This is a genomic window from Variovorax sp. V116 (assembly GCF_041154435.1).
Taxonomy (GTDB): Bacteria; Pseudomonadota; Gammaproteobacteria; order Burkholderiales; family Burkholderiaceae_C; genus Variovorax; species Variovorax paradoxus.
Genome location: NZ_AP028661.1, coordinates 3,597,762 through 3,615,439, shown reverse-complemented (window position 1 = coordinate 3,615,439; position 17,678 = coordinate 3,597,762). Strand labels below are relative to the sequence as shown.

19 protein-coding genes are annotated in these 17,678 nt (G+C 68.5%); 4 read left to right on the top strand and 15 right to left on the bottom strand.

Annotated features, from left to right (window positions below):
- Window positions 1-62 precede the first annotated feature (62 nt).
- Together ACAM58_RS17215 and ACAM58_RS17210 are read left to right on the top strand one after the other, a co-directional pair.
- Window positions 63-422, top strand: a complete 360-nt coding sequence (locus ACAM58_RS17215; protein ID WP_012748643.1) for a group 1 truncated hemoglobin — start codon at window positions 63-65, stop codon at window positions 420-422.
- Window positions 423-492: 70 nt separating this feature from the next.
- Window positions 493-963, top strand: coding sequence for a cupin domain-containing protein (locus tag ACAM58_RS17210; RefSeq protein ID WP_012748642.1), 471 nt, complete (start codon window positions 493-495; stop codon window positions 961-963).
- Window positions 964-966: 3 nt separating this feature from the next.
- Here the strand turns inward: ACAM58_RS17210 and ACAM58_RS17205 are convergent, their stop codons facing one another.
- Window positions 967-1,242 (bottom strand): DUF4242 domain-containing protein, encoded by a 276-nt coding sequence (locus ACAM58_RS17205; RefSeq protein ID WP_012748641.1) that lies wholly within the window; start codon window positions 1,240-1,242, stop codon window positions 967-969.
- A 70-nt stretch (window positions 1,243-1,312) separates the two neighbouring features.
- Between ACAM58_RS17205 and ACAM58_RS17200 the strand changes: the two genes are divergently transcribed.
- Window positions 1,313-1,855: a nucleoside 2-deoxyribosyltransferase gene (locus ACAM58_RS17200; RefSeq protein WP_012748640.1), complete on the top strand. Its 543-nt coding sequence runs from the start codon at window positions 1,313-1,315 to the stop codon at window positions 1,853-1,855.
- 24 nt (window positions 1,856-1,879) lie between these two features.
- Here ACAM58_RS17200 and ACAM58_RS17195 read toward each other — a convergent pair whose 3' ends face one another.
- Window positions 1,880-2,785, bottom strand: coding sequence for a LysR family transcriptional regulator (locus tag ACAM58_RS17195; RefSeq protein WP_012748639.1), 906 nt, complete (start codon window positions 2,783-2,785; stop codon window positions 1,880-1,882).
- 102 nt (window positions 2,786-2,887) lie between these two features.
- On the opposite strand from ACAM58_RS17195, the gene ACAM58_RS17190 reads away from it, so the two are divergent.
- Window positions 2,888-3,655, top strand: a complete 768-nt coding sequence (locus ACAM58_RS17190; protein ID WP_208856264.1) for a sulfite exporter TauE/SafE family protein — start codon at window positions 2,888-2,890, stop codon at window positions 3,653-3,655.
- Window positions 3,656-3,679: 24 nt separating this feature from the next.
- Here ACAM58_RS17190 and ACAM58_RS17185 read toward each other — a convergent pair whose 3' ends face one another.
- The 13 genes from ACAM58_RS17185 to ACAM58_RS17125 form a co-directional block, all read right to left on the bottom strand.
- Window positions 3,680-4,153, bottom strand: coding sequence for an NUDIX domain-containing protein (locus ACAM58_RS17185; RefSeq protein ID WP_012748637.1), 474 nt, complete (start codon window positions 4,151-4,153; stop codon window positions 3,680-3,682).
- Complete coding sequence (locus tag ACAM58_RS17180; RefSeq protein WP_012748636.1) at window positions 4,153-4,605, bottom strand: GatB/YqeY domain-containing protein; 453 nt, start codon at window positions 4,603-4,605, stop codon at window positions 4,153-4,155. Before ACAM58_RS17180 ends, ACAM58_RS17185 begins: the two co-directional genes overlap by 1 nt.
- Before the next feature lie 107 nt (window positions 4,606-4,712).
- Window positions 4,713-4,925, bottom strand: a complete 213-nt coding sequence (gene rpsU, locus ACAM58_RS17175) for a 30S ribosomal protein S21 (RefSeq protein ID WP_007833691.1) — start codon at window positions 4,923-4,925, stop codon at window positions 4,713-4,715.
- 150 nt (window positions 4,926-5,075) lie between these two features.
- Window positions 5,076-6,308, bottom strand: coding sequence for an aminoacetone oxidase family FAD-binding enzyme (locus tag ACAM58_RS17170; RefSeq protein WP_041945532.1), 1,233 nt, complete (start codon window positions 6,306-6,308; stop codon window positions 5,076-5,078).
- A 5-nt stretch (window positions 6,309-6,313) separates the two neighbouring features.
- A complete protein-coding gene (locus ACAM58_RS17165) occupies window positions 6,314-7,105 on the bottom strand; it encodes a YaeF family permuted papain-like enzyme (RefSeq protein ID WP_012748634.1) in 792 nt (263 codons plus the stop codon).
- A complete protein-coding gene (locus tag ACAM58_RS17160) occupies window positions 7,105-8,235 on the bottom strand; it encodes a sterol desaturase family protein (protein ID WP_369663143.1) in 1,131 nt (376 codons plus the stop codon). The genes ACAM58_RS17165 and ACAM58_RS17160 overlap by 1 nt, the downstream gene beginning before the upstream one ends.
- A 111-nt stretch (window positions 8,236-8,346) precedes the next feature.
- Entirely contained in the window at window positions 8,347-9,237 is an 891-nt protein-coding gene (locus tag ACAM58_RS17155; RefSeq protein WP_012748632.1) for an ABC transporter permease, read from the bottom strand.
- A 339-nt stretch (window positions 9,238-9,576) separates the two neighbouring features.
- Window positions 9,577-10,494, bottom strand: a complete 918-nt coding sequence (locus tag ACAM58_RS17150) for an ABC transporter permease (RefSeq protein ID WP_012748631.1) — start codon at window positions 10,492-10,494, stop codon at window positions 9,577-9,579.
- 4 nt (window positions 10,495-10,498) lie between these two features.
- Window positions 10,499-11,767 carry a PotD/PotF family extracellular solute-binding protein gene (locus ACAM58_RS17145; protein WP_012748630.1) on the bottom strand — a complete coding sequence of 423 codons (1,269 nt, stop codon included), beginning with the start codon at window positions 11,765-11,767 and terminating at the stop codon, window positions 10,499-10,501.
- A gap of 88 nt (window positions 11,768-11,855) precedes the next feature.
- Window positions 11,856-12,974, bottom strand: coding sequence for an ABC transporter ATP-binding protein (locus tag ACAM58_RS17140; protein WP_012748629.1), 1,119 nt, complete (start codon window positions 12,972-12,974; stop codon window positions 11,856-11,858).
- Between the two features lie 138 nt (window positions 12,975-13,112).
- Window positions 13,113-13,919, bottom strand: a complete 807-nt coding sequence (gene cobA, locus ACAM58_RS17135; protein ID WP_012748628.1) for a uroporphyrinogen-III C-methyltransferase — start codon at window positions 13,917-13,919, stop codon at window positions 13,113-13,115.
- Complete coding sequence (gene ybiB, locus ACAM58_RS17130) at window positions 13,916-14,821, bottom strand: DNA-binding protein YbiB (RefSeq protein WP_012748627.1); 906 nt, start codon at window positions 14,819-14,821, stop codon at window positions 13,916-13,918. Before ybiB ends, cobA begins: the two co-directional genes overlap by 4 nt.
- A gap of 47 nt (window positions 14,822-14,868) precedes the next feature.
- Window positions 14,869-17,664 (bottom strand): nitrate reductase, encoded by a 2,796-nt coding sequence (locus tag ACAM58_RS17125; protein ID WP_012748626.1) that lies wholly within the window; start codon window positions 17,662-17,664, stop codon window positions 14,869-14,871.
- Window positions 17,665-17,678: the final 14 nt, after the last annotated feature.

Genomic DNA, 17,678 nt, shown 5'->3' with positions numbered 1-17,678 from the left:
GGCCTAACTTCGGTTCTCGGGCTCGGCGCCGCCGGGCCCCTCAACCCGAAGGAGTGCGCCCCATGCCTGCAACCCTGTACGAACGACTTGGTGGAGAGGAGCGCATCCAGCGGCTCGTCACCGACGTCGTCGAGAACCACTACTCCAACCCGCTCATCCGTTCGCGCTTTGCGAACAGCAACCGCGCCGAGGTCGAGCGTCATGTGGTCGAGTTCCTCTGCTCCGGCAGCGGCGGCCCGCAGTGCTACACCGGCAAGGACCTGGTGTCGGCCCACAAGGGCATGAACATCAGCGAGCAGGAACTGGTCGCCGCAATGGACGACATCGTCGCGGCCATGACCAAGAACGGCTACGACCAGGCCGAGAAGAACGAGGTGGTCGCGATCCTCTATTCGCTCAAGGGCGACGTGGTGCGGCTGTAGACGCAGCCGCAGCTCTCGCTCGCGCCCCGGCGGCGCTTCGCCGGTGACACGGAAGGAAAGGAAGCTCACCATGACACGCCAGCCATTTGCCGCCTGGGCGATCGGCGCCGCCCTGATCGCGGGCATCGCCACCAGCTGGGCCCAGTCCGGCGATCACCGGATGGTCTCGCCCGCCGACCTCAAATGGGCCGATGTTCCCTCGCTGCCGCCCGGCGCGAAGCTCGCGGTGATCGAAGGCCCGATGAGCGAGGCCGTGCCTTTCACGGTGCGCCTCAAGGTGCCGGCCAATTACCGGATTCCGTCGCACTGGCATCCGGCCGTCGAGCGGGTGACCGTGCTCTCGGGCACCTTCCACATGGGCCTGGGCGACAAGCTCGACATGCAGAAGTCGATGCCGGTGGTTGCGGGCGGCATGATGATCCTGCAGCCCAAGACGCCGCACTTCGCCTGGACCAGCGAGGAAACGGTGGTGCAACTGCACGGCACCGGCCCCTGGGGCGTGACCTACGTCAATCCGGCGGACGACCCGCGGGCGAAATGAACTTCAGGCCGACAGGAGGTCGGCCGGCAGCGGCGGCGGGCGCAGCTCGCCGACCTCGACCACCACATCGGCCGGCAGTCCGTTGCGCCGTGCCGCCTCGCGGATCGGCTCGATGCCGGGGGCTTCGTACAGGCAGTAGGTCTTCTTCTTGTCGGCGCTGAGGAACGAATACAGCCAGCGCACGCCGACGTCGTCGTTGACGCGGATGATGCCGGCCGCGGCCTCGGGCGAGACCTCGAGTTGATCCGCAAAATTGCGCTCGATCAGGTAGAGAGGCATGGCGGCTCCTTCGTCGTGAGGAAGTGCCATCGTAGTACGGCGGGCCGCAAAAACCTAAGATGTGCCCTTCATGGACACATCCCCCGACAACCCGGCGCGCCCGCGGATCTACCTTGCCGGCCCCGATGTCTTTCGCCCGGACGCCAGGGAGCACTTCGTGCGGCTCGCGGCGGCCTGCGACGCGCTGGGGCTGGCGGCCCTGCTGCCGGCCGACGGCAACGAGGAGCCGGCTGCACAGGCGCCGGAAATGCAGATCTTCCAGGCCAACATGCAGCGCCTTCGCGGCGCCGACGGCGTGGTGGCCAACCTCGCGTGCTTCCGCGGCCTGGAGCCCGATTCGGGCACGGTGTTCGAGGTGGGCGCCGCGGTGGCGCTGCAGATCCCGGTCGTGGCCTACGGCGTGTCCGCGGGCAGCTATGCCGACCGCGCCAGGGAGGCGCTGCAATGCGCGCCCGATGCGGCCGGGGTGCTGCGCGAGAGCGGCAGCGGCATCGCGGTGGAGGACTTCGGGCAGCCGCTGAACCTCATGCTGGCCTGCTCGATCCACATCGCGCCGACGCCGGAAGCGGCGCTGCAGAAGATGGCGGAACTGCTCGCCGCACCGGCGCGCTGAGCCGCCCGGGGAAGGGCGCCGCGGCTACTTCGCCGCCACCTGTTCCACCGGTGCCACCAGGTGCTCAAGCATGCGCCGCGCGTTGAGCGGCAGTTCCTGCGACGAGCGCACGCACGCCATCAGCGTGCGCTCGGCCCAGGCGTCGCCGAGCGCGGCGCGCGCGATCTTCATCGAGCGGGCGCAGCGTTCGGCCGCCGTCTGCGGCACGATGCCCACGCCGATGCCATGCGCCACCATGCGGCACACGGCCTCGAAGTTGCCCACGCGCACGCGGTAGGCCAGGTGCTTGCCGAGCGCGCGGGCATGCTGCGTGAGCAGCAGCTGCAGCGCGCTGTCGGCGGGCAGGCCGACGAATTCGCTGTCGATCACCTCGGCCAGCATCACGCGCCGGCGCCCGGCCAGCGCATGGCCGCGCGGCATCACCAGCACCAGGTCGTCGCGGCGGAACGGATGGCATTCGAGGCCCTCGGTGTCGATGGCGTCCGAGACGATGCCGATGTCGCAGCGGCCGCCGCGCAGTGCATCGACGGTGTCGGGGCTGGGGCGCTCCTCGAGGTCGACCGAGATGCGCGGATGCTGCATGAGAAAGCGGCTCAGCACCTCGGGCAGGTGCTCGGTCAGCGCCGAGGTGCCGCACATGAGCCGCACATGGCCCTTGAGGCCCTGGCCGTACTCGCCGAGCTCGCCGCGCAGGCGCTCCATCTGCTGCAGCACGACGCGCGCATGGTGCAGCAGCGTGCGGCCGGCCTCGGTCGGGCGCACGCCCTGCGCATGGCGCGTGAGCAGCGGGCTGCCGAGGGCGTCTTCCATGCCGCGCACGCGCTGGCTGGCCGAGGCGAGCGTCATGTGCGAGCGTGCCGCGCCGGCCGTGAGGCTGCCGGCCTCGACCACATGGAGGAAAAGCCGCAGGTCGGTGAGATCGAATCGCATGGTGAGGCCGCAAGGTAGCACGGGAGCCTCAGCCTGTGCCTGAGGCCGGCTGCGCGAATGCCGCATTTCCAGGCGCGGCCGTGGCCGGCAGACTGCGCCGCCATGACGATTTCGAATGATCTTGCAGAACTGGCAACGGGCCACTGGGCGGCGGCCACCCTGGTGTTCCTGCTGGCCGGCGTGGTCAAGGGCGTGATCGGGCTCGGGCTGCCGACGGTGTCGATGGCGCTGCTTGCGCTCTGGATGCCGCCGGTGCGCGCGGCGGCGCTGCTGATCGCGCCGTCGCTCGTCACCAACCTCTGGCAGACCGGGCCGCGCGCGAGCTTCTGGCCGGTGCTGCGCCGCATCGGCGGCATGCAGGCGGGCATCGTGGCGGGCACCCTGGGCGGCGCACTGTGGCTCGGCGTGCCGGCGGGCGAAGGGGCCTCGGTGGCGCTGGGCGTGGCGCTGGTGGCTTACGCGCTCTGGGGCCTCACGGGACGGCAGCTGCAGGTGCCCGCGGCGCATGAGCGCTGGCTCGGGCCGGTGGTGGGCGCCGCCACCGGGTTGGTGACGGCGGTGACCGGCGTGTTCGTGGTGCCGGCCGTGCCCTATCTGCAGGCCCTGGGCTTCCAGCGCGATGCGCTGATCCAGGCGATGGGCATTTCGTTCACCACCTCGACCGTGGTGCTTGCCATCGGGCTCGCGGGCAACGGCGGCTATCCGGTGGCGGCGGTGGGGGGATCGCTCGCCATGCTGGTGCCGGCCCTCGGCGGCATGGCGATCGGCACCTGGCTGCGCAAGCGGCTGCCGGTGGCGGTGTTCAGGCGCTGTTTCCTGGCCGGGCTGGCGCTGCTGGGGCTCTACATGGTGGTTCGCGCGCTGGCGTGAGCCCGAAGCACCTGGCGACGAGCCCTACGCTGCGAGCAGGGCCGCGCGCACGCGCTCGATGGCCTGCCGGTAGGGCAGGGTGAAGCTGCTGATGTCGTCGCCGCCCGCGAGCCAGCTGAACGAGAACACCAGGCCGTCTTCCTCGGGGCTGCCCATGGCCACGTGGTCGAAGGTTTCGGGCAGCGGACCATCGGCGCGCATCAGGAACAGGTGCCACAGCTGGGGGTGGCGCAGCGTATTGCCTTCGATGCCGGCTTCGCAGTCGCGCTGCAGGGTGCCGAGCGGCTGCAGCTCGCCGACGTGGTCGATGCCCGATTCCTCCAGCAGCTCGCGCCGCACCGCCACCTCGGGCGATTCGCCGGGCTCGACGGTGCCCTTGGGCAGCTGCATGTTGCCGTCGCCGGGGTGGCGGAACACCAGCAGCCGGCCCCTGGCGTCGACCAGGCAGGCGCAGGCCTTCAGGATCGGGCTGGTGCGGCCGCTGCTGCTGTCGTTCATCAGGCGTTGTTCGCGAGGGCGGCCTTGACGGCGGCGCTCACCTGGCCCATGTCGGCCTTGCCCGCGAGGCGGGTCTTGACCGCGCCCATCACCTTGCCCATGTCGCCGGGGCCCTTGGCGCCCAGTTCGGCCACGATGGCCTTCACTTCGGCGGCCACTTCGTCGGCGCTCATGCGCTGCGGCAGGTAGACCTCGAGCACCTTGATCTCGGCCGATTCCTTGTCGGCCAGGTCGGCGCGGCCGCCGGTGGTGAACGCGGCGATCGAGTCCTTGCGCTGCTTGACCATCTTGTCGACGATGGCAACGACCATGGCATCGTCGAGCTCCACGCGCTCGTCGACTTCCTTCTGCTTGAGCGCGGCCAGCAGCAGGCGGATGGTGCCCAGGCGCTCCGAGTCCTTGGCGCGCATGGCGGTCTTCATGTCTTCGGTGATCTGTTCTTTGAGTGTCATTCGGCACAACCTTTCGGAAAAAACAAAAGCCGCGGCAGGTTTCCCTGGCGCGGCTGGGGCAACGGGGCTGGCGGCGACTTTCGTCGGCGGCCGGGCCCGGGTGTTGCTTAGTACAGCTTCTTGGGCAGCTGCATGCTGCGCACGCGCTTGTAGTGGCGCTTGACGGCGGCTGCCTTCTTGCGCTTGCGCTCGGCGGTCGGCTTTTCGTAGAACTCGCGGGCACGCAGGTCGGTCAGCAGGCCGAGCTTTTCGATGGTGCGCTTGAAGCGGCGCAGGGCGACGTCGAAAGGCTCGTTTTCTTTAACGCGGATGGTGGTCATTGATGAATCGTTGAACTGAATTTGGCCTGGGGAGATCGAGGCCCCAAGCCGGGGTTCCTCAACTGAAAATTTTTGCGGCCGTTGAGGGAAGGCCAGAAGTTAGCCCGCGAGTATAGCACTCCGCGAGGCCTCGCGCGCCTCGCGGCCTTTTCAGAAGGAGGTGGCGCAGGCGTGCGCGCTGGCCCAGGCCCACTGGAAGTTGTATCCGCCCAGCCAGCCCGTCACATCGACCACTTCGCCGATGAAATACAGGCCCGGCTGCTTCGATTCCATGGTCTGGGAGGACAGGTCGCGGGTGTCGACGCCGCCGGCCGTGACTTCGGCCTTCTTGTAGCCCTCGGTGCCGCTGGGGGTGATCTGCCAGCGGGCAATGCGCTCCGCCAGGGCGGCCAGCGCCTTGTCGGCCGCCTCGTTGACAGGCCGCTGCAGCGCCGGATCCTGCCCGACCCAGGCATCCGCCAGCCGGGAGGGCACCAGCGCGGCCAGCTCGTTGGCGATGCGCTTCTTCGAGCGCAGCTTGGCTTCGCCCAGGGCCTCGGCCACGTCCACGCCCGGCGCGAAGTCGAGCGTGAGCGGGCTGCCGGGCTTCCAGTAGCTCGAAATCTGCAGCACCGCTGGGCCCGACAGGCCGCGGTGGGTGAACAGCAGGTCCTCGAGGAAGGCCATCTTTTCCTTCCTGGCGCCGGTCTCGATGCGCACCGGCAGCGCCAGCCCGGCCAGTTCGGCATACGGTGCCCAGGCCTCGCCGCCGAAGGTCAGCGGCACCAGCGCCGGGCGCGGCGTGACGACGCGCAGGCCGAACTGCTCGGCCAGGCGGTAGCCGAAGTCGCTGGCGCCGATCTGCGGAATCGACAGGCCGCCGGTGGCGACCACCAGCCTGGGCGTCTCGATGGGACCCCGGGTGCTATCGATCCGGTAGCTGCCTGCGCCCGATGCGCCGTCGCCGGCGGCCGAGAACACGATCTTTCCGAGCTTGCACGGCTGCCAGCGCGTGACGCCGCCGGCCTCGCACTCCGCCAGCAGCATGTCGATGATCTGCTGCGAGGAGCCGTCGCAGAACAGCTGGCCCTTGTGCTTTTCGTGATACGCAATGCCGTGCTTGTGCACCAGGTCGATGAACTGCTGCGGCGCATAGCGCGACAGCGCCGAGCGGCAGAAATTCGGGTTGTCGCCGATGAAGTGGCGCTGCGGCGCGCGCACGTCGAGGTCGCGGTTGGTGAAGTTGGCGCGGCCGCCGCCCGAGATGCGGATTTTTTCCGCGATCTTTTCGCTGTGGTCGACCAGCAGCACCTTGAGCCCGCGCTGGCCGGCCAGGCCCGCGCAGAACAGCCCGGCCGCGCCCGCGCCAACCACCACCACGTCGAAATGAGAAGGAGCGCTCAAGCCGGTCAGGGTCCATCGGCCGCCAGCAGCGGCGGCGCGTTGTACTTGAGGTGGCCCACGTAGCGCAGCGGCTGCGTGGCGGCAATCGAGGGCACATCGCCCTCGCGCATGTGCAGCAGGTCGGCCGGGCTGACCCAGCGCGGGTCGGCGTCGGTGATCGGCAGGCCGGCCTGGCGGTAGGCCTCGAGCACGAACTGCGAGCAGAAGAACTGGTCGTCGCGGCTCGCGCCCAGCTGCACCATGGCCATGCCGCTGATGCAGTAGTGGCTCACGGCGGAGGGAATGAGCGGCAGCTCGCACAGGCGCCGGTTCAGCACGAAGGGCGCATTCAGCAGCACGCCGGTGGTGTTGTAGCGGATGCCCACCTGCGAGTTGGCCCAGGCGCGCAGTTTCCGGGCCCCCGAGTCATCGAGCCCGGGCACGCGGAAGGCCACGACCATCTGCTCCTCGTCCACCACGTCGGCCAGCGGCCGCGCGCGCACGCCGCTGCCGACCGCCTCGGCGATCAGGCCGTCGCCCAGGTAGAGCACGGCATGGCTCACGGGCGAGAAGGTGCCCAGCCGGATGCCGAAGGAATTGACCGTGGCGATGGAGGTCAGCAGGATGTCGCCGGGCTGCAGCGCATCGGCGGCAATGAGCTCGCCGCCGTTGCCGGGCGCGATGACCGAGCTCTGCACGCGCAGGCGCAGCCCCGCGTCCTTGGACGGCAGGTCGACGCGGGTGGCGCAGGCCGACAGCAGCAGCAGCAGCGATGCGCAAGCGGCAAGCGCCGCCGCGCGGAGATGGCGCCGCGCCATCATCCCTTCCAGACGAAAGGAAACTTCAACTGCTTGAAGAAGCCGTTGGGCACGTAGTCGCCGAGCACGCCGTATTTCTCGGGCCAGAGCTTGGTGCTTTTCACGGCGGTGCCGAAGAGATAGTCGAGAAAGGCGTAGTGCGCCGAATAGTTCTTGTCGAGCGCTTCCACGTCCTGGCTGTGGTGCCAGTGGTGGAAGTTGGGCGTGACGATGATGTAGCGCAGCGGCCCGAGCCGCACGCTCACGTTGCAGTGGTTGAACACCGCCTGGAAGCCCACCACCACGATGTACGCGTCGATCACTTCCTTGGAAAAGCCCAGCACATAGATCGGCGCCAGCACCAGCGTGCGCGTGATCAGCAGCTCGAGGATGTGCTGGCGCGAGCCGGCCATCCAGTCCATGCTCTTCACGCTGTGGTGCACCGCATGCAGGCGCCACAGCACCGGCACCTCGTGGTAGGCGCGATGGGTCCAGTACTGCACCAGGTCGGCCACCAGGACGATCAGCAGCAGCCCGGCCCAGAACGGCAGGTTGCCCACCCAGCCGCGCACGCCGTCGTTGGCGGCCCAGCCGAAGAACTTGTGCACCATCAGGTTGGTGGCCAGCAGCACGAAGCCCACGATCATGTGGTTGACCACGAAATGGTGGAAGTCGGTCTGCCATTCGGCGCGGAACACCGGCTGGTCCTTGCGCAGCGCAAACAGCTTCTCGATGAAGATGAAGATCAGCGAGGAGCCCAGCAGATCCAGGATGAACCAGTCCAGGCCGATGTAGGGCGTGTTGTCGGCAAAGTCGTTCACCGGCACCTTGTGCCCGCCCAGCAGCGCGGCCGCGGCCACCAGCAGGAAGGCGGCCGAAGACAGCCAGCGCGAGCGGTTGAAGATGATGTTCACCGGCGCCAGCCCGCCCGAGACCACCATGGCCGCCAGCAGGATGAAGCGCATCACGTCGACGTTGTAGCTCTTGCGCAGCTCGGGCGTCGTGAGGTACTGCGGAAAGTGGAAGGCCAGCACGCCAAGGAAGCACAGGATGCCCAGGCTCAGGGCGATGGTTCCGGTGACGAGGCCGCGGCCGCGCTGCAGCTCGCCATGGTTCTGTGTGAATTCGTTGAGTTTGTCGATGTCCAGCATGCCCGCCTCTCTCTCTTTTGCTTGCGCTTTTGTTGGAGCGCGATTTTAGGCGGCTGTAGGAAAACGCTCACGTCGACCAAAAGGTCTAGACGCGGCCGCCGGTCTCCGGTATCAGCGCGGCCGGACCGCGCGCCGGCGCAGCAGCGCGGCCGTGCCCAGCGCCACGGCCATGACCAGCAGCGAAACGACGGTGGTCACCGTGCCCAGCGCATAGATGGAAGGCGTCGTGACGGTCGAGGTCAGGCCCTGCAGCTCGAGCGGCAGCGTGTTGACGTCGCCGATGGCTTGCGAGGTGCGGGCGATCTCGTCCCACGACAGCGTGAATCCGAACATGCCGATGCCGACGATCGACGGCCCGATCAGCGGCAGCACCACGAAGCGGAAGGCCTGCCACGGCGTGGCGCCGAGGTCGCGCGCGGCTTCCTCGTAGGCCGGGTTGAAGCGGTTGAACACCGCGAACATGATGAGCAGGCCAAAGGGCAGGGTCCAGGTCAGGTGGGCGCCGAGCGCGGAGCTGAAGAGGCCGAGCGCGGTGCCGTAGCCTTCGAGCAGGGTGGTGGCGTCCATTGCCGTGAGCAGGCTCTTGATGCCGGTGTCGAGCAGCCGGAACTGCAGGCCGATGCCGAGCGAGATGATGATCGACGGCATGATGAGGCTCGCCACGGTCACGAAGAAGAGGGCGTTGCTGCCCTTGAGCTTCTTGCGGAACGCGAGCCCGGCGAGCACCGACAGCACCACGGTGAAGCCCATGACCACGGCGCCCAGCGCCAGCGAGCGCCGGAAGGCCGCGCCGATGTCGACGGTGCCCAGGCCTTCGGCCAGCTTGTGGAACCAGTGCAGAGAGACGCCGCGCAAGGGGAAGGTCAGCCCGCCTTCGGGGCCCTGGAAGCTCAGGATGAAGATCGTGATCATCGGGCCGTAGAGGAACAGCACGAAGAGGGCGAACACGATCGCCAAGGGCCAGAAGCCGGGGGCGCGTTGTTCTCCGATGCGTTGGCTCATCTGTGTTTTTCTTTCGGGGGGCTGTTGTTCAGGGCGCTGTCGTTCAGGGCGCGTGCACAGATCACCGGGTACTCCCCTCCGCGAATGTCCCCCGGCCTGCGGCCTCCTCCTTGATTTCGCTGCGGGGAGCACCCGATGCTCTGTGCACGAGGGCACGCTCGTTGTGCACCGCTGATCAACCACCGCTCTTTGCAACGCTTCCGTCGATGGGGTGCCTTGCGCAGCGAAATAAAGGAGGAGCGCGAAGCGCGGGGGACATTCGCGGAGCAAGGTACCCCGTCGGCGGGAGCGCGCCCTGAACAACGAAACCCGAATCGAACAAAAGAGCCCAAGTTCACCCTAAAGCTCCTTGCGAATATCAACCAGCCGCGTGAGCCCCCAGATGATCATCAGCACCACCGCCAGCAGGATCACCGCGTTGGCCGCGGCCAGCGGAAACTGCAGGTACGAGGTCTGTACCTGGATGATCTTGCCGATCGATGCGATCTGCTGCCCGCCCATCACGCCGATGGTGACGAAGTCGCCCATCACTATCGTGATGACGAAGATCGAGCCGATCAGGATGCCGGTGCGCGACAGCGGCACCACCACGTTCCAGAGCGTCTGCCAGCCCGAGGCGCCCGCATCGCTCGCGGCTTCGAGCAGCGAGCGGTCGATGCGCATCATGCTGTTGAAGATCGGCACGATCATGAACATCGTGTAGAGGTGCACGAAGGCGAGCACCACCGAGAAATTGGAGAACAGCAGCCACTCGACCGGCTGATTGACCACGCCCGGGCCCATCAGTGCCTGGTTCACCAGCCCGTTGCGGCCCAGCAGCGGCACCCACGAGATCATGCGGATCACGTTGGAAGTCCAGAACGGCACCGTGCACAGCACGAACAGCGCCGTCTGCATGCCCGGCGAGCGGACGTGGAATGCAAGGAAGTAGGCCACCGAAAAGCCGACCACCAGCGTGATGCCCCACACCAGCAGGCAGAACTTGAAGGTGCTCAGGTAGGTGTTGAGCGTGACGCACAGGTCGCCGTTGTCGGTGAGATGCGAACAGCCCTCGAACAGGCTCAGGTAGTTGCGCAGCGTGACCGCGGGGATCAGCTCGTACTCGTTGAAGTTCCACAGGCTGACCATCGCGACCAGCGCCAGCGGAACCAGGAAGAACAGCAGGAACACCAGCGCGAACGGCGCCGCCTGCCACCATGCCTTGACGGCGTGGACGGACGGGCTGGGCGCATGCGCGCTGGCGGTGGGGGCGCTCACGGGGTCAGGCGGCGACGAACTCGTTCCACTTTCTGACCATGTACTCGTTCTCGTCCATCACCGCGTTCCAGCAGGCGATGCCGCCCATGCGCTGCTCGTAGCTGCCGCCGTCGCGCACCGCGCCGGCCTTGGCGATCACGTCGCCCTGCGGGCTCTTGATGTCCTGCGCCGCGGGCTTGCCTTCCATCCAGTAGGCCCACTCGTAGGCTTCCATCTTGGTCTTGGCGGTGTCGAGCACGGCGCTGTAGTAGCCCTGGCGGTTGAGGTAGGCGCCGGCCCAGCCATCGAGGAACCAGTTGATGAACTCATAGGCGCCGTCGAGCTTCTTGCCCGAGAGCGTGGCCGGCAGCCCGAAGCCCGAGGCCCAGGCGCGATAGCCTTCCTTGAGCGGCTGGAACGTGCAGTCGATGCCCTTGCCGCGCACGGCCGTGACCGCGGGCGACCACATCGACTGGATCACCACCTCGCCCGAGGCCATCAGGTTCACCGATTCGTTGAAGTCCTTCCACAGCGCGCGGAACTGGCCGGCCTTCTTGGCTTCGATCAGGGTCTTGATCGTGAGGTCGATCTCGGCCTTGGTCATGTTGCCCTTGTCGGCGTACTTGTGGATGCCCTTGGCCTCCACCACCATCGCGGCGTCCATGATGCCGATCGACGGAATGTTCAGGATCGCGGCCTTGCCCTTGAATTCCGGATTGAGCAGTTCGGCCCAGGAGCCGATGGGGCGCTTGATCAGGTCGGGGCGGATGCCCAGCGTGTCGGCGTTGTAGGTGGTCGGGATCAGCGACATGAACTGGGTGGGCGACTTGGCAAAGGCCTTGCTCTTCTCGCCTTCGAGATAGATCACCTTGATGGGCGCCGTGCCCTGGTCGCCGACCTTCTTGCCGCCCACTTCGCCCTTGGTGAAGAGCGAGGTGATCTTGCCGGCGTTCTTCACGCGCTTGGTGTCGATGCCCTTCAAGTTGCCGGTGGGCACGATCTTCTTGAGCGAGAAGAACTCGGTGTCGATCAGGTCGAAGCTGTTGGGCGCGGTGACGGCGCGCTTGGTCACGTCGTCGGTGGTCACGGCCACGTACTGGATCTCGATGCCGGTGTCGGCCTTGAACTTCTCGGCAATGGCCTTGTCCTGGTTCACCGCCGTGCCCAGGTATCGCAGCACGATCTTTTCCTGCGCATGCACGAAGGGCGCAATGCCCGTGGCCAGGATGCCGGCGGTGCCTTGCAGCAGGGTGCGACGCTGGAGGCCGGCGGACGAGTCGATGGGGTCGGTCATGGAAGAGTCTCCGTGGAAGAAAAAAGCAGGGGAGGGAACGTGAAAAAAAGCAAACGGAAATGCAGGCAATGCATGAGCGGCCGCGCGCTCACAGCGGCATGCTCGCGAGCGCGGCCAGGTCGTCGCGTGCGGGGCGACTGCCGCTCGCGGCCGGCACCGGCACGCGCTCGGCGGGCGGCTTGGCGCCGGGGCCGAGCACGCGCGCATCGGCTTCGGCCCAGGACAGGCGCACCGCATCGCCCGGCGCATGGGGGCTGGCAAGAAAGGCGGCTTCGCCCAGCAGCACCGAGACGCTGCCGCGGCCGGGCGCGGCGTCCTGCAGCGCGAGGCCGAGCAGCACGTAGGTGCCCTGGTATTCGACGTCGGTGACCGTGGCGGCCAAGCCGCCGGCTGCATCGCCGCGGGCGATCCGCATGTGGTCGTTGCGCACGGCGACCTGGCCGGCGGGCGTGTCGAACACGTTGTGGCCGCCCATGAAGCGCGCCACGAATTCGCTCGCCGGATGGTTGTAGACCTGGTGCGGCGAGCCGACCTGCTCGATCACGCCGTGGTTCATGACCACCATGGTGTCGGCCAGCGCCATCGCTTCTTCCTGCGAGTGCGTGACGTGCACGAAGGTCAGCCCCAGTTCCTTCTGCCAGCGGCGCAGTTCGGCGCGCATCTGGATACGCAGGAACGGATCGAGCGCCGACAGCGGTTCGTCGAGCAGCAGCACGCGCGGCTCGGTGATGAGCGCGCGCGCGAGCGCCACGCGCTGCTGCTGGCCGCCGGAGAGTTCGCCGGGCTTGCGCTCGGCCAGGTGGCCCATTGCCACGCGCTCGAGCAGTTCGCGTGCGCGCTTCTGGCGCTCGGCCTTGCCGACGCCCTTCATCTTGAGGCTGAAGGCCACGTTGTCCAGCGCCGAAAGATGCGGGAACAGCGCGAAGCTCTGGAACATCATCGCGGTGCCGCGCGCCGCCGCGGGCAGGTTGGTGATGTTGCGGTTGTCCAGCAGGATGTCGCCGCTCGTGACCGACTCATGGCCCGCGATCATGCGCAGCGTGGTGCTCTTGCCGCAGCCCGACGGGCCCAGCAGGCAGCAGTAGCTGCCGCTCGCGATGCGCAGGTCGATCTGGTCGACGGCGGCGGGCGTGCCCGCGGCATAGCGCTTGCTGAGCGCGACGACCTCGACGGCGGCGGGCGGGGGCGCGATGGCGGCGGCGCTCATCGAGGGGCCCGGGGGGCGAAAAATGATCGGAAGGCGAGCATGCTGGCGTTAAGCACGCTCCATGCCACGTCGGTGGCTTGCGGCCCGAGGCACCGCGCGTGCGGTGCCCGGCGGCCCCCGCCGCGGAACCCCGGAAGCCTAGGTGCCGAAGCGGTTCGCGTCGGCCGGCAGCGTCGCCGCGGCCAGTCCGCGCAGCACGTCGCCCACCACGATCACCGCGGGGCTCGCGATGCCGGCTTCGGCAATGCCGGCCTGCAGCTTGCCGAGCGTGGTCGCCACGTGGCGCTGGTGCGGCAAGCTCGCGTGCTGCACCACGGCCACGGGCGTGTCGCCGGGCAGGCCGTGCAGCAGTTCGCGTTCGATGTGGCCGGCGCCCGCCACGCCCATGTAGATCACGAGCGTGAGCCGCGCGCTGTGCGCGGTGGCGGCCAGGGCGCGCCAGTCGGTCGGGTCTTCGGCCGCGCCGGCGCCGGTCTTGGCATGGCCCGTGACGAACACCACGCCCTGCGCATGGTCGCGGTGCGTGAGCGGCACGCCCAGCGAGGTGACGGCCGCGAGGCCGGCCGTGATGCCGTTGACCACCGTGCATTCGATGCCGGCTTCGCGCAGGTGCTCGACCTCTTCGCCGCCGCGGCCGAAGATGAAGGGGTCGCCGCCCTTGAGCCGGACCACGGTCTCGCCTTCGCGCACCGCGGTGATCATGAGCCGCTCGATGAAGGCCTGCGGCGTGCTCTTGCAGCCGCCGCGCTTGCCCACGTGCACGATGCGCGCATCGGGCCGCGCATACGAGGCCAGGATGCTGTCGCTCACGAGGTCGTCCACCAGCAGCACCGTGGCGGCCTGGATCGCCTTGACGGCCTTGAGGGTCAGCAGTTCGGGGTCGCCGGGGCCGGCGCCCACCAGCGTGCAGCTGCCGGCGGTGGATGAAGAAGTGGCTTTGTTCATGCGTGGGATGCCAGTTGCGTGATGTGCCTCACCTGCGTTGCGATGGCCTCCGGCACGGGAAGCTCGCCATCGAGCACACGCCGCGTGTACGCGGCCGTGGTCGCGACGTCGATCTCCTTCGGCAGGCCCGGCACTTCGCTTGCCGTGCCGCTTTCCTGGGCCTGCAGTTCGCTGCGCACGCCGCGCACGAAGCCGTCGATCTGCGCAGTGCGGCGCGGGTCGGACACCACTTCGCCTTCGAGGCCGCGCGAGAGCAGGGCGGTCATGCCCATGAGCTCGAAGGTTTCGCCCATGGTGCGCGCGTATTCCGGATGCGTGTAGCTTGCCACGATCACGCAGGGGCCGGTGGTCGGCTGCATCAGCTTGACCACGCTGTGGCCAGGGTTGCGTAGGCCCACCACGCGGCGCACGTCGAGCAGCCGCTTGAGCGCGGGGTTGAGCAGCTCGGTCGGCGCAAAGCCCACCTCGCCCGAAGGAATCTTGCGGATGGCGGGCAGCGCGGGCACGTCCAGCGCCTCCAGCACGTTCGACGCCAGCACGCGCGAGGTTTCGGTGGCGCTGCCGTGCACCAGCACCGGCAGGCCTTCGCGCGCCAGCAGCAGCGCCAGCAGCGGCGTGAGCACCGGCAGCCGGCGCGCGCCGTTGTAGCTTGGCAGCACGATGAGCGGGCGGTCGGCCGCGGGCAGGCGGTTGAGCCTGGCATGCGTGGCATCGAGGAAACCCGCCATCTCCTCGGGCGTTTCGCCCTTGATGCGCATGGCAAGGCAGAAGCCGCCGATCTCCAGGTCGGTGACGGTGCCGTCCAGCACCTGGCCGAACAGGTCGGCGGCCTGTTCGCGCGTGAGCGGCTTGGCGCCTCGCGCGCCGCGGCCGATTTCCTTGATGTATTGGCTGATTCCCATGGGTGCGCCGATTGTCCCGCAATGCTTATGCCGGAATGCAAGTCGGCTTATGCACCCTCGGCCACGGTCTCGGCGGGCGTTGCGCGCACCATGCGCTTGAGCTCGGGCAGGCAGGAGCCGCAGTTGGTGCCGCATTTGAGCGCACCCTGCAGCGCGGCCAGGCGCTCGTCGGGCGTGCCGGTGCAGCGGCCCAGTTCGGCCTGGATCGCCAGGTCGGTCACGTTGAAGCAGGTGCAGACCGGATGTCCGCGCGACTGCACCGCCACCGGCGCGCGCGCGCCCGGCGACAGCAGCAGCCGGCCGTAGCTCTGCGCCGGAATCTCCTCGCGCAGCAGGGTGCCGATCCAGGCCTCGGCGCTGGTGTCGCCGCCCAGCAGGAAGGCTTCGAGGCCGGCGTTGCCGTCGGCGCGCCGCACCAGCCGCGCCACGCGGCGCTGGCCGCGCCGGCGGTCGGCGTAGCGCAGGGCATCGCTGCCGCGCAGGCCGAGCAGGCCTTCGATGCGGTCGATGGTTTCGTCGGCCGGCGCATCGTGCGCGGCGGCGCGGAACAGGATGCCGCTGCGTTCCTCGCCCGGCGTGTTGCCCGAGAACGGCACGCAGGTGGCAAACGGAAACATCGCCATCATCGGCTTGAGCGCCTGGTGCGCGGCCAGCGCCGCGTCGGGCGGCAGCCAGGCCATGGCCAGGAGCGACCAGGGCAGCTCGGCCTTGAGGATCTTGACCGGCGTGTGCTTGAGCTCGGGCTGCTTCGAGGTGGGGCAGTAGGCCGAGGTGGTCAGCGCATTGATGCCCGCGAGCGGCGTGCCGGTCGACGAGCAGCCGCTCAGGTATTCCTCGCCCCAGTGCATGGCGACGAAGGCCTGGCTCAGGCCGATCTCGGCGCTGGCCTGCACAGGCATCAGGATCGAGCCGCGCTTGGAGGTCAGGTGCACGAGGTCGCCGTCCTTCAGCTGGCGGCGCGCCATGTCCTGCGCATTCATCTGCACGAGCGGCTCGGCCACGTGGCCGAACAGGCGGCCGACGGTGCCGGTGCGGCTCATGCCGTGCCACTGGTCACGCAGGCGCCCCGTGTTGAGCGAGAACGGATAGCGCGCCTCGCGCGCCTCGGCCACCGGCTTGTAGACGGTGTCGACAAAGCGCGCGCGGCCGTCCGGCGTGGGGAAGATGCCGTCTTCGTAGAGGCGTGCGCGGCCGGTGGCCTCGCCTTCCTTCAGCGGCCATTGCTGCGGTCCCGCGCTGTCGAGCATCGCGTAGCTCATGCCGGTGATGTCGAGGTCGCGGCCGCGCGTGGATTCGCGGTGCTCGTTCCAGACCGACTCGGCGGTCTCGTAGGGAAACAGCGTGGGCGTGGCGCCGAGCCGCTGTTCGAGCCGGCGCGCGAAGTCCACGGCAATCGACCAGTCGTGCCGTGCCTCGCCGGGCGCCGCCACCGCGGGGCGCACGCGCGAGATGCGGCGCTCGCTGTTGGTCACGGTGCCTTCCTTCTCGCCCCAGGTGGTTGCGGGCAGCAGCAGGTCGGCGAAGGCGCAGGTGGCGGTGGTCGAAAAGGCTTCCTGCACCACCACGAACTCGGCGCGCTCGAGGGCGCGGCGCACCGTGGCCTGGTCGGGCATCGACTGGGCAGGGTTGGTGCAGGCGATCCACAGCGCGCGGATCTCGCCGTCGGCCGCGGCCTGGAACATCTCGACCGCGGTCTTGCCGGGCTTTTCGGGCACCGAGGGCACATTCCACAGCGCCGCCACTTCGGCCCGGTGCGCGGGATTGGCCAGGTCGCGGTGCGCGCTCAAGAGGTTGGCCAGGCCGCCCACTTCGCGCCCGCCCATCGCATTGGGCTGGCCCGTGAGCGAGAACGGGCCGGCGCCGGGCTTGCCGATCTGGCCGGTGGCCAGGTGCAGGTTGATCAGCGCCGCGTTCTTGGCGGTGCCGCTCGACGACTGGTTGAGGCCCTGGCAATAGAGGCTCAGCGTGGCCGGCGAGGTCGCGAACAGGCGCGCCGCGGCGAGCAGGTCTTCTTTCGAGATGCCGCAGATCTGCGCCACCTTGTCGGGCGTGCATTCGCGCACCGTGGTCTTCAATGCATCGAAGCCGCTGGTGTGGGCGGCGATGTAGCCGTTGTCGGTCCAGCCTTCCCACAGCATCAGGTGCAGCATGCCGTTGAACAGCATGACGTCGGTGCCTGGCTGGATCGGCAGGAACAGGTCGGCGATCTCGACCGTGTCGGTGCGGCGCGGATCGGCCACGATGATCTTGAGCCCCGGGTTCGCGGCCTTCGCATCCTCGATACGCCGGAACAGGATCGGATGCGCCCACGCGGCGTTGCTGCCCACGATGAAAAGGCATTGCGCATGCTTGAGGTCGTCGTAGCAGGCGGGCGGCGCATCGGCGCCCAGCGTCTGCTTGTAGCCGGCCACCGCGCTGCTCATGCACAGGCGCGAGTTGGTGTCGATGTTGTTGGTGCCGATGAGGCCCTTGGCGAGCTTGTTGAAGACGTAGTAGTCCTCCGTGAGCAGCTGGCCCGAGACATAGAAGCCCACGGCGTCGGGGCCGTGGTCGCGAATGACCTGGGCGAACTTGTCCGTCGCCATGTCGAGCGCGCCGTCCCAGCCGATGGCTTCGGGCGTGGCGCCGCGCTCGGCGCGCCGCATCGGCTGCAGCAGCCGCGTCTGCCGCGTCACCGTGGCTGTCGCCGTGAGGTGCAGCGTCGAGCCCTTGGTGCACAGGCGCCCGAAATTCGCGGGGTGATCGGGGTCGCCGCGCACGCCGGTGATCTGGGCGCCATCGGATTCGATGACGACGCCGCAGCCGACGCCGCAATAGGGGCAGGTGGAGCGAGTCTCAGCCATGGATCGATGCCTCT

What these genes read in the sequence shown, in the direction of transcription:
- ACAM58_RS17190 (WP_208856264.1), top strand. Translation starts at nt 2,888, where the DNA reads ATGACGATTTCGAATGATCTTGCAGAACTGGCAACGGGCCACTGGGCG.
- ACAM58_RS17185 (WP_012748637.1), bottom strand. Translation starts at nt 4,153, where the DNA reads ATGAACGACAGCAGCAGCGGCCGCACCAGCCCGATCCTGAAGGCCTGC.
- ACAM58_RS17205 (WP_012748641.1), bottom strand. Translation starts at nt 1,242, where the DNA reads ATGCCTCTCTACCTGATCGAGCGCAATTTTGCGGATCAACTCGAGGTC.
- ACAM58_RS17180 (WP_012748636.1), bottom strand. Translation starts at nt 4,605, where the DNA reads ATGACACTCAAAGAACAGATCACCGAAGACATGAAGACCGCCATGCGC.
- ACAM58_RS17140 (WP_012748629.1), bottom strand. Translation starts at nt 12,974, where the DNA reads ATGAGCGCCGCCGCCATCGCGCCCCCGCCCGCCGCCGTCGAGGTCGTC.
- ACAM58_RS17155 (WP_012748632.1), bottom strand. Translation starts at nt 9,237, where the DNA reads ATGAGCCAACGCATCGGAGAACAACGCGCCCCCGGCTTCTGGCCCTTG.
- ACAM58_RS17125 (WP_012748626.1), bottom strand. Translation starts at nt 17,664, where the DNA reads ATGGCTGAGACTCGCTCCACCTGCCCCTATTGCGGCGTCGGCTGCGGC.
- ACAM58_RS17195 (WP_012748639.1), bottom strand. Translation starts at nt 2,785, where the DNA reads ATGCGATTCGATCTCACCGACCTGCGGCTTTTCCTCCATGTGGTCGAG.
- ACAM58_RS17215 (WP_012748643.1), top strand. Translation starts at nt 63, where the DNA reads ATGCCTGCAACCCTGTACGAACGACTTGGTGGAGAGGAGCGCATCCAG.
- ACAM58_RS17200 (WP_012748640.1), top strand. Translation starts at nt 1,313, where the DNA reads ATGGACACATCCCCCGACAACCCGGCGCGCCCGCGGATCTACCTTGCC.
- ACAM58_RS17165 (WP_012748634.1), bottom strand. Translation starts at nt 7,105, where the DNA reads ATGGCGCGGCGCCATCTCCGCGCGGCGGCGCTTGCCGCTTGCGCATCG.
- ACAM58_RS17210 (WP_012748642.1), top strand. Translation starts at nt 493, where the DNA reads ATGACACGCCAGCCATTTGCCGCCTGGGCGATCGGCGCCGCCCTGATC.
- ybiB (WP_012748627.1), bottom strand. Translation starts at nt 14,821, where the DNA reads ATGGGAATCAGCCAATACATCAAGGAAATCGGCCGCGGCGCGCGAGGC.
- ACAM58_RS17160 (WP_369663143.1), bottom strand. Translation starts at nt 8,235, where the DNA reads ATGCTGGACATCGACAAACTCAACGAATTCACACAGAACCATGGCGAG.
- rpsU (WP_007833691.1), bottom strand. Translation starts at nt 4,925, where the DNA reads ATGACCACCATCCGCGTTAAAGAAAACGAGCCTTTCGACGTCGCCCTG.
- ACAM58_RS17145 (WP_012748630.1), bottom strand. Translation starts at nt 11,767, where the DNA reads ATGACCGACCCCATCGACTCGTCCGCCGGCCTCCAGCGTCGCACCCTG.
- cobA (WP_012748628.1), bottom strand. Translation starts at nt 13,919, where the DNA reads ATGAACAAAGCCACTTCTTCATCCACCGCCGGCAGCTGCACGCTGGTG.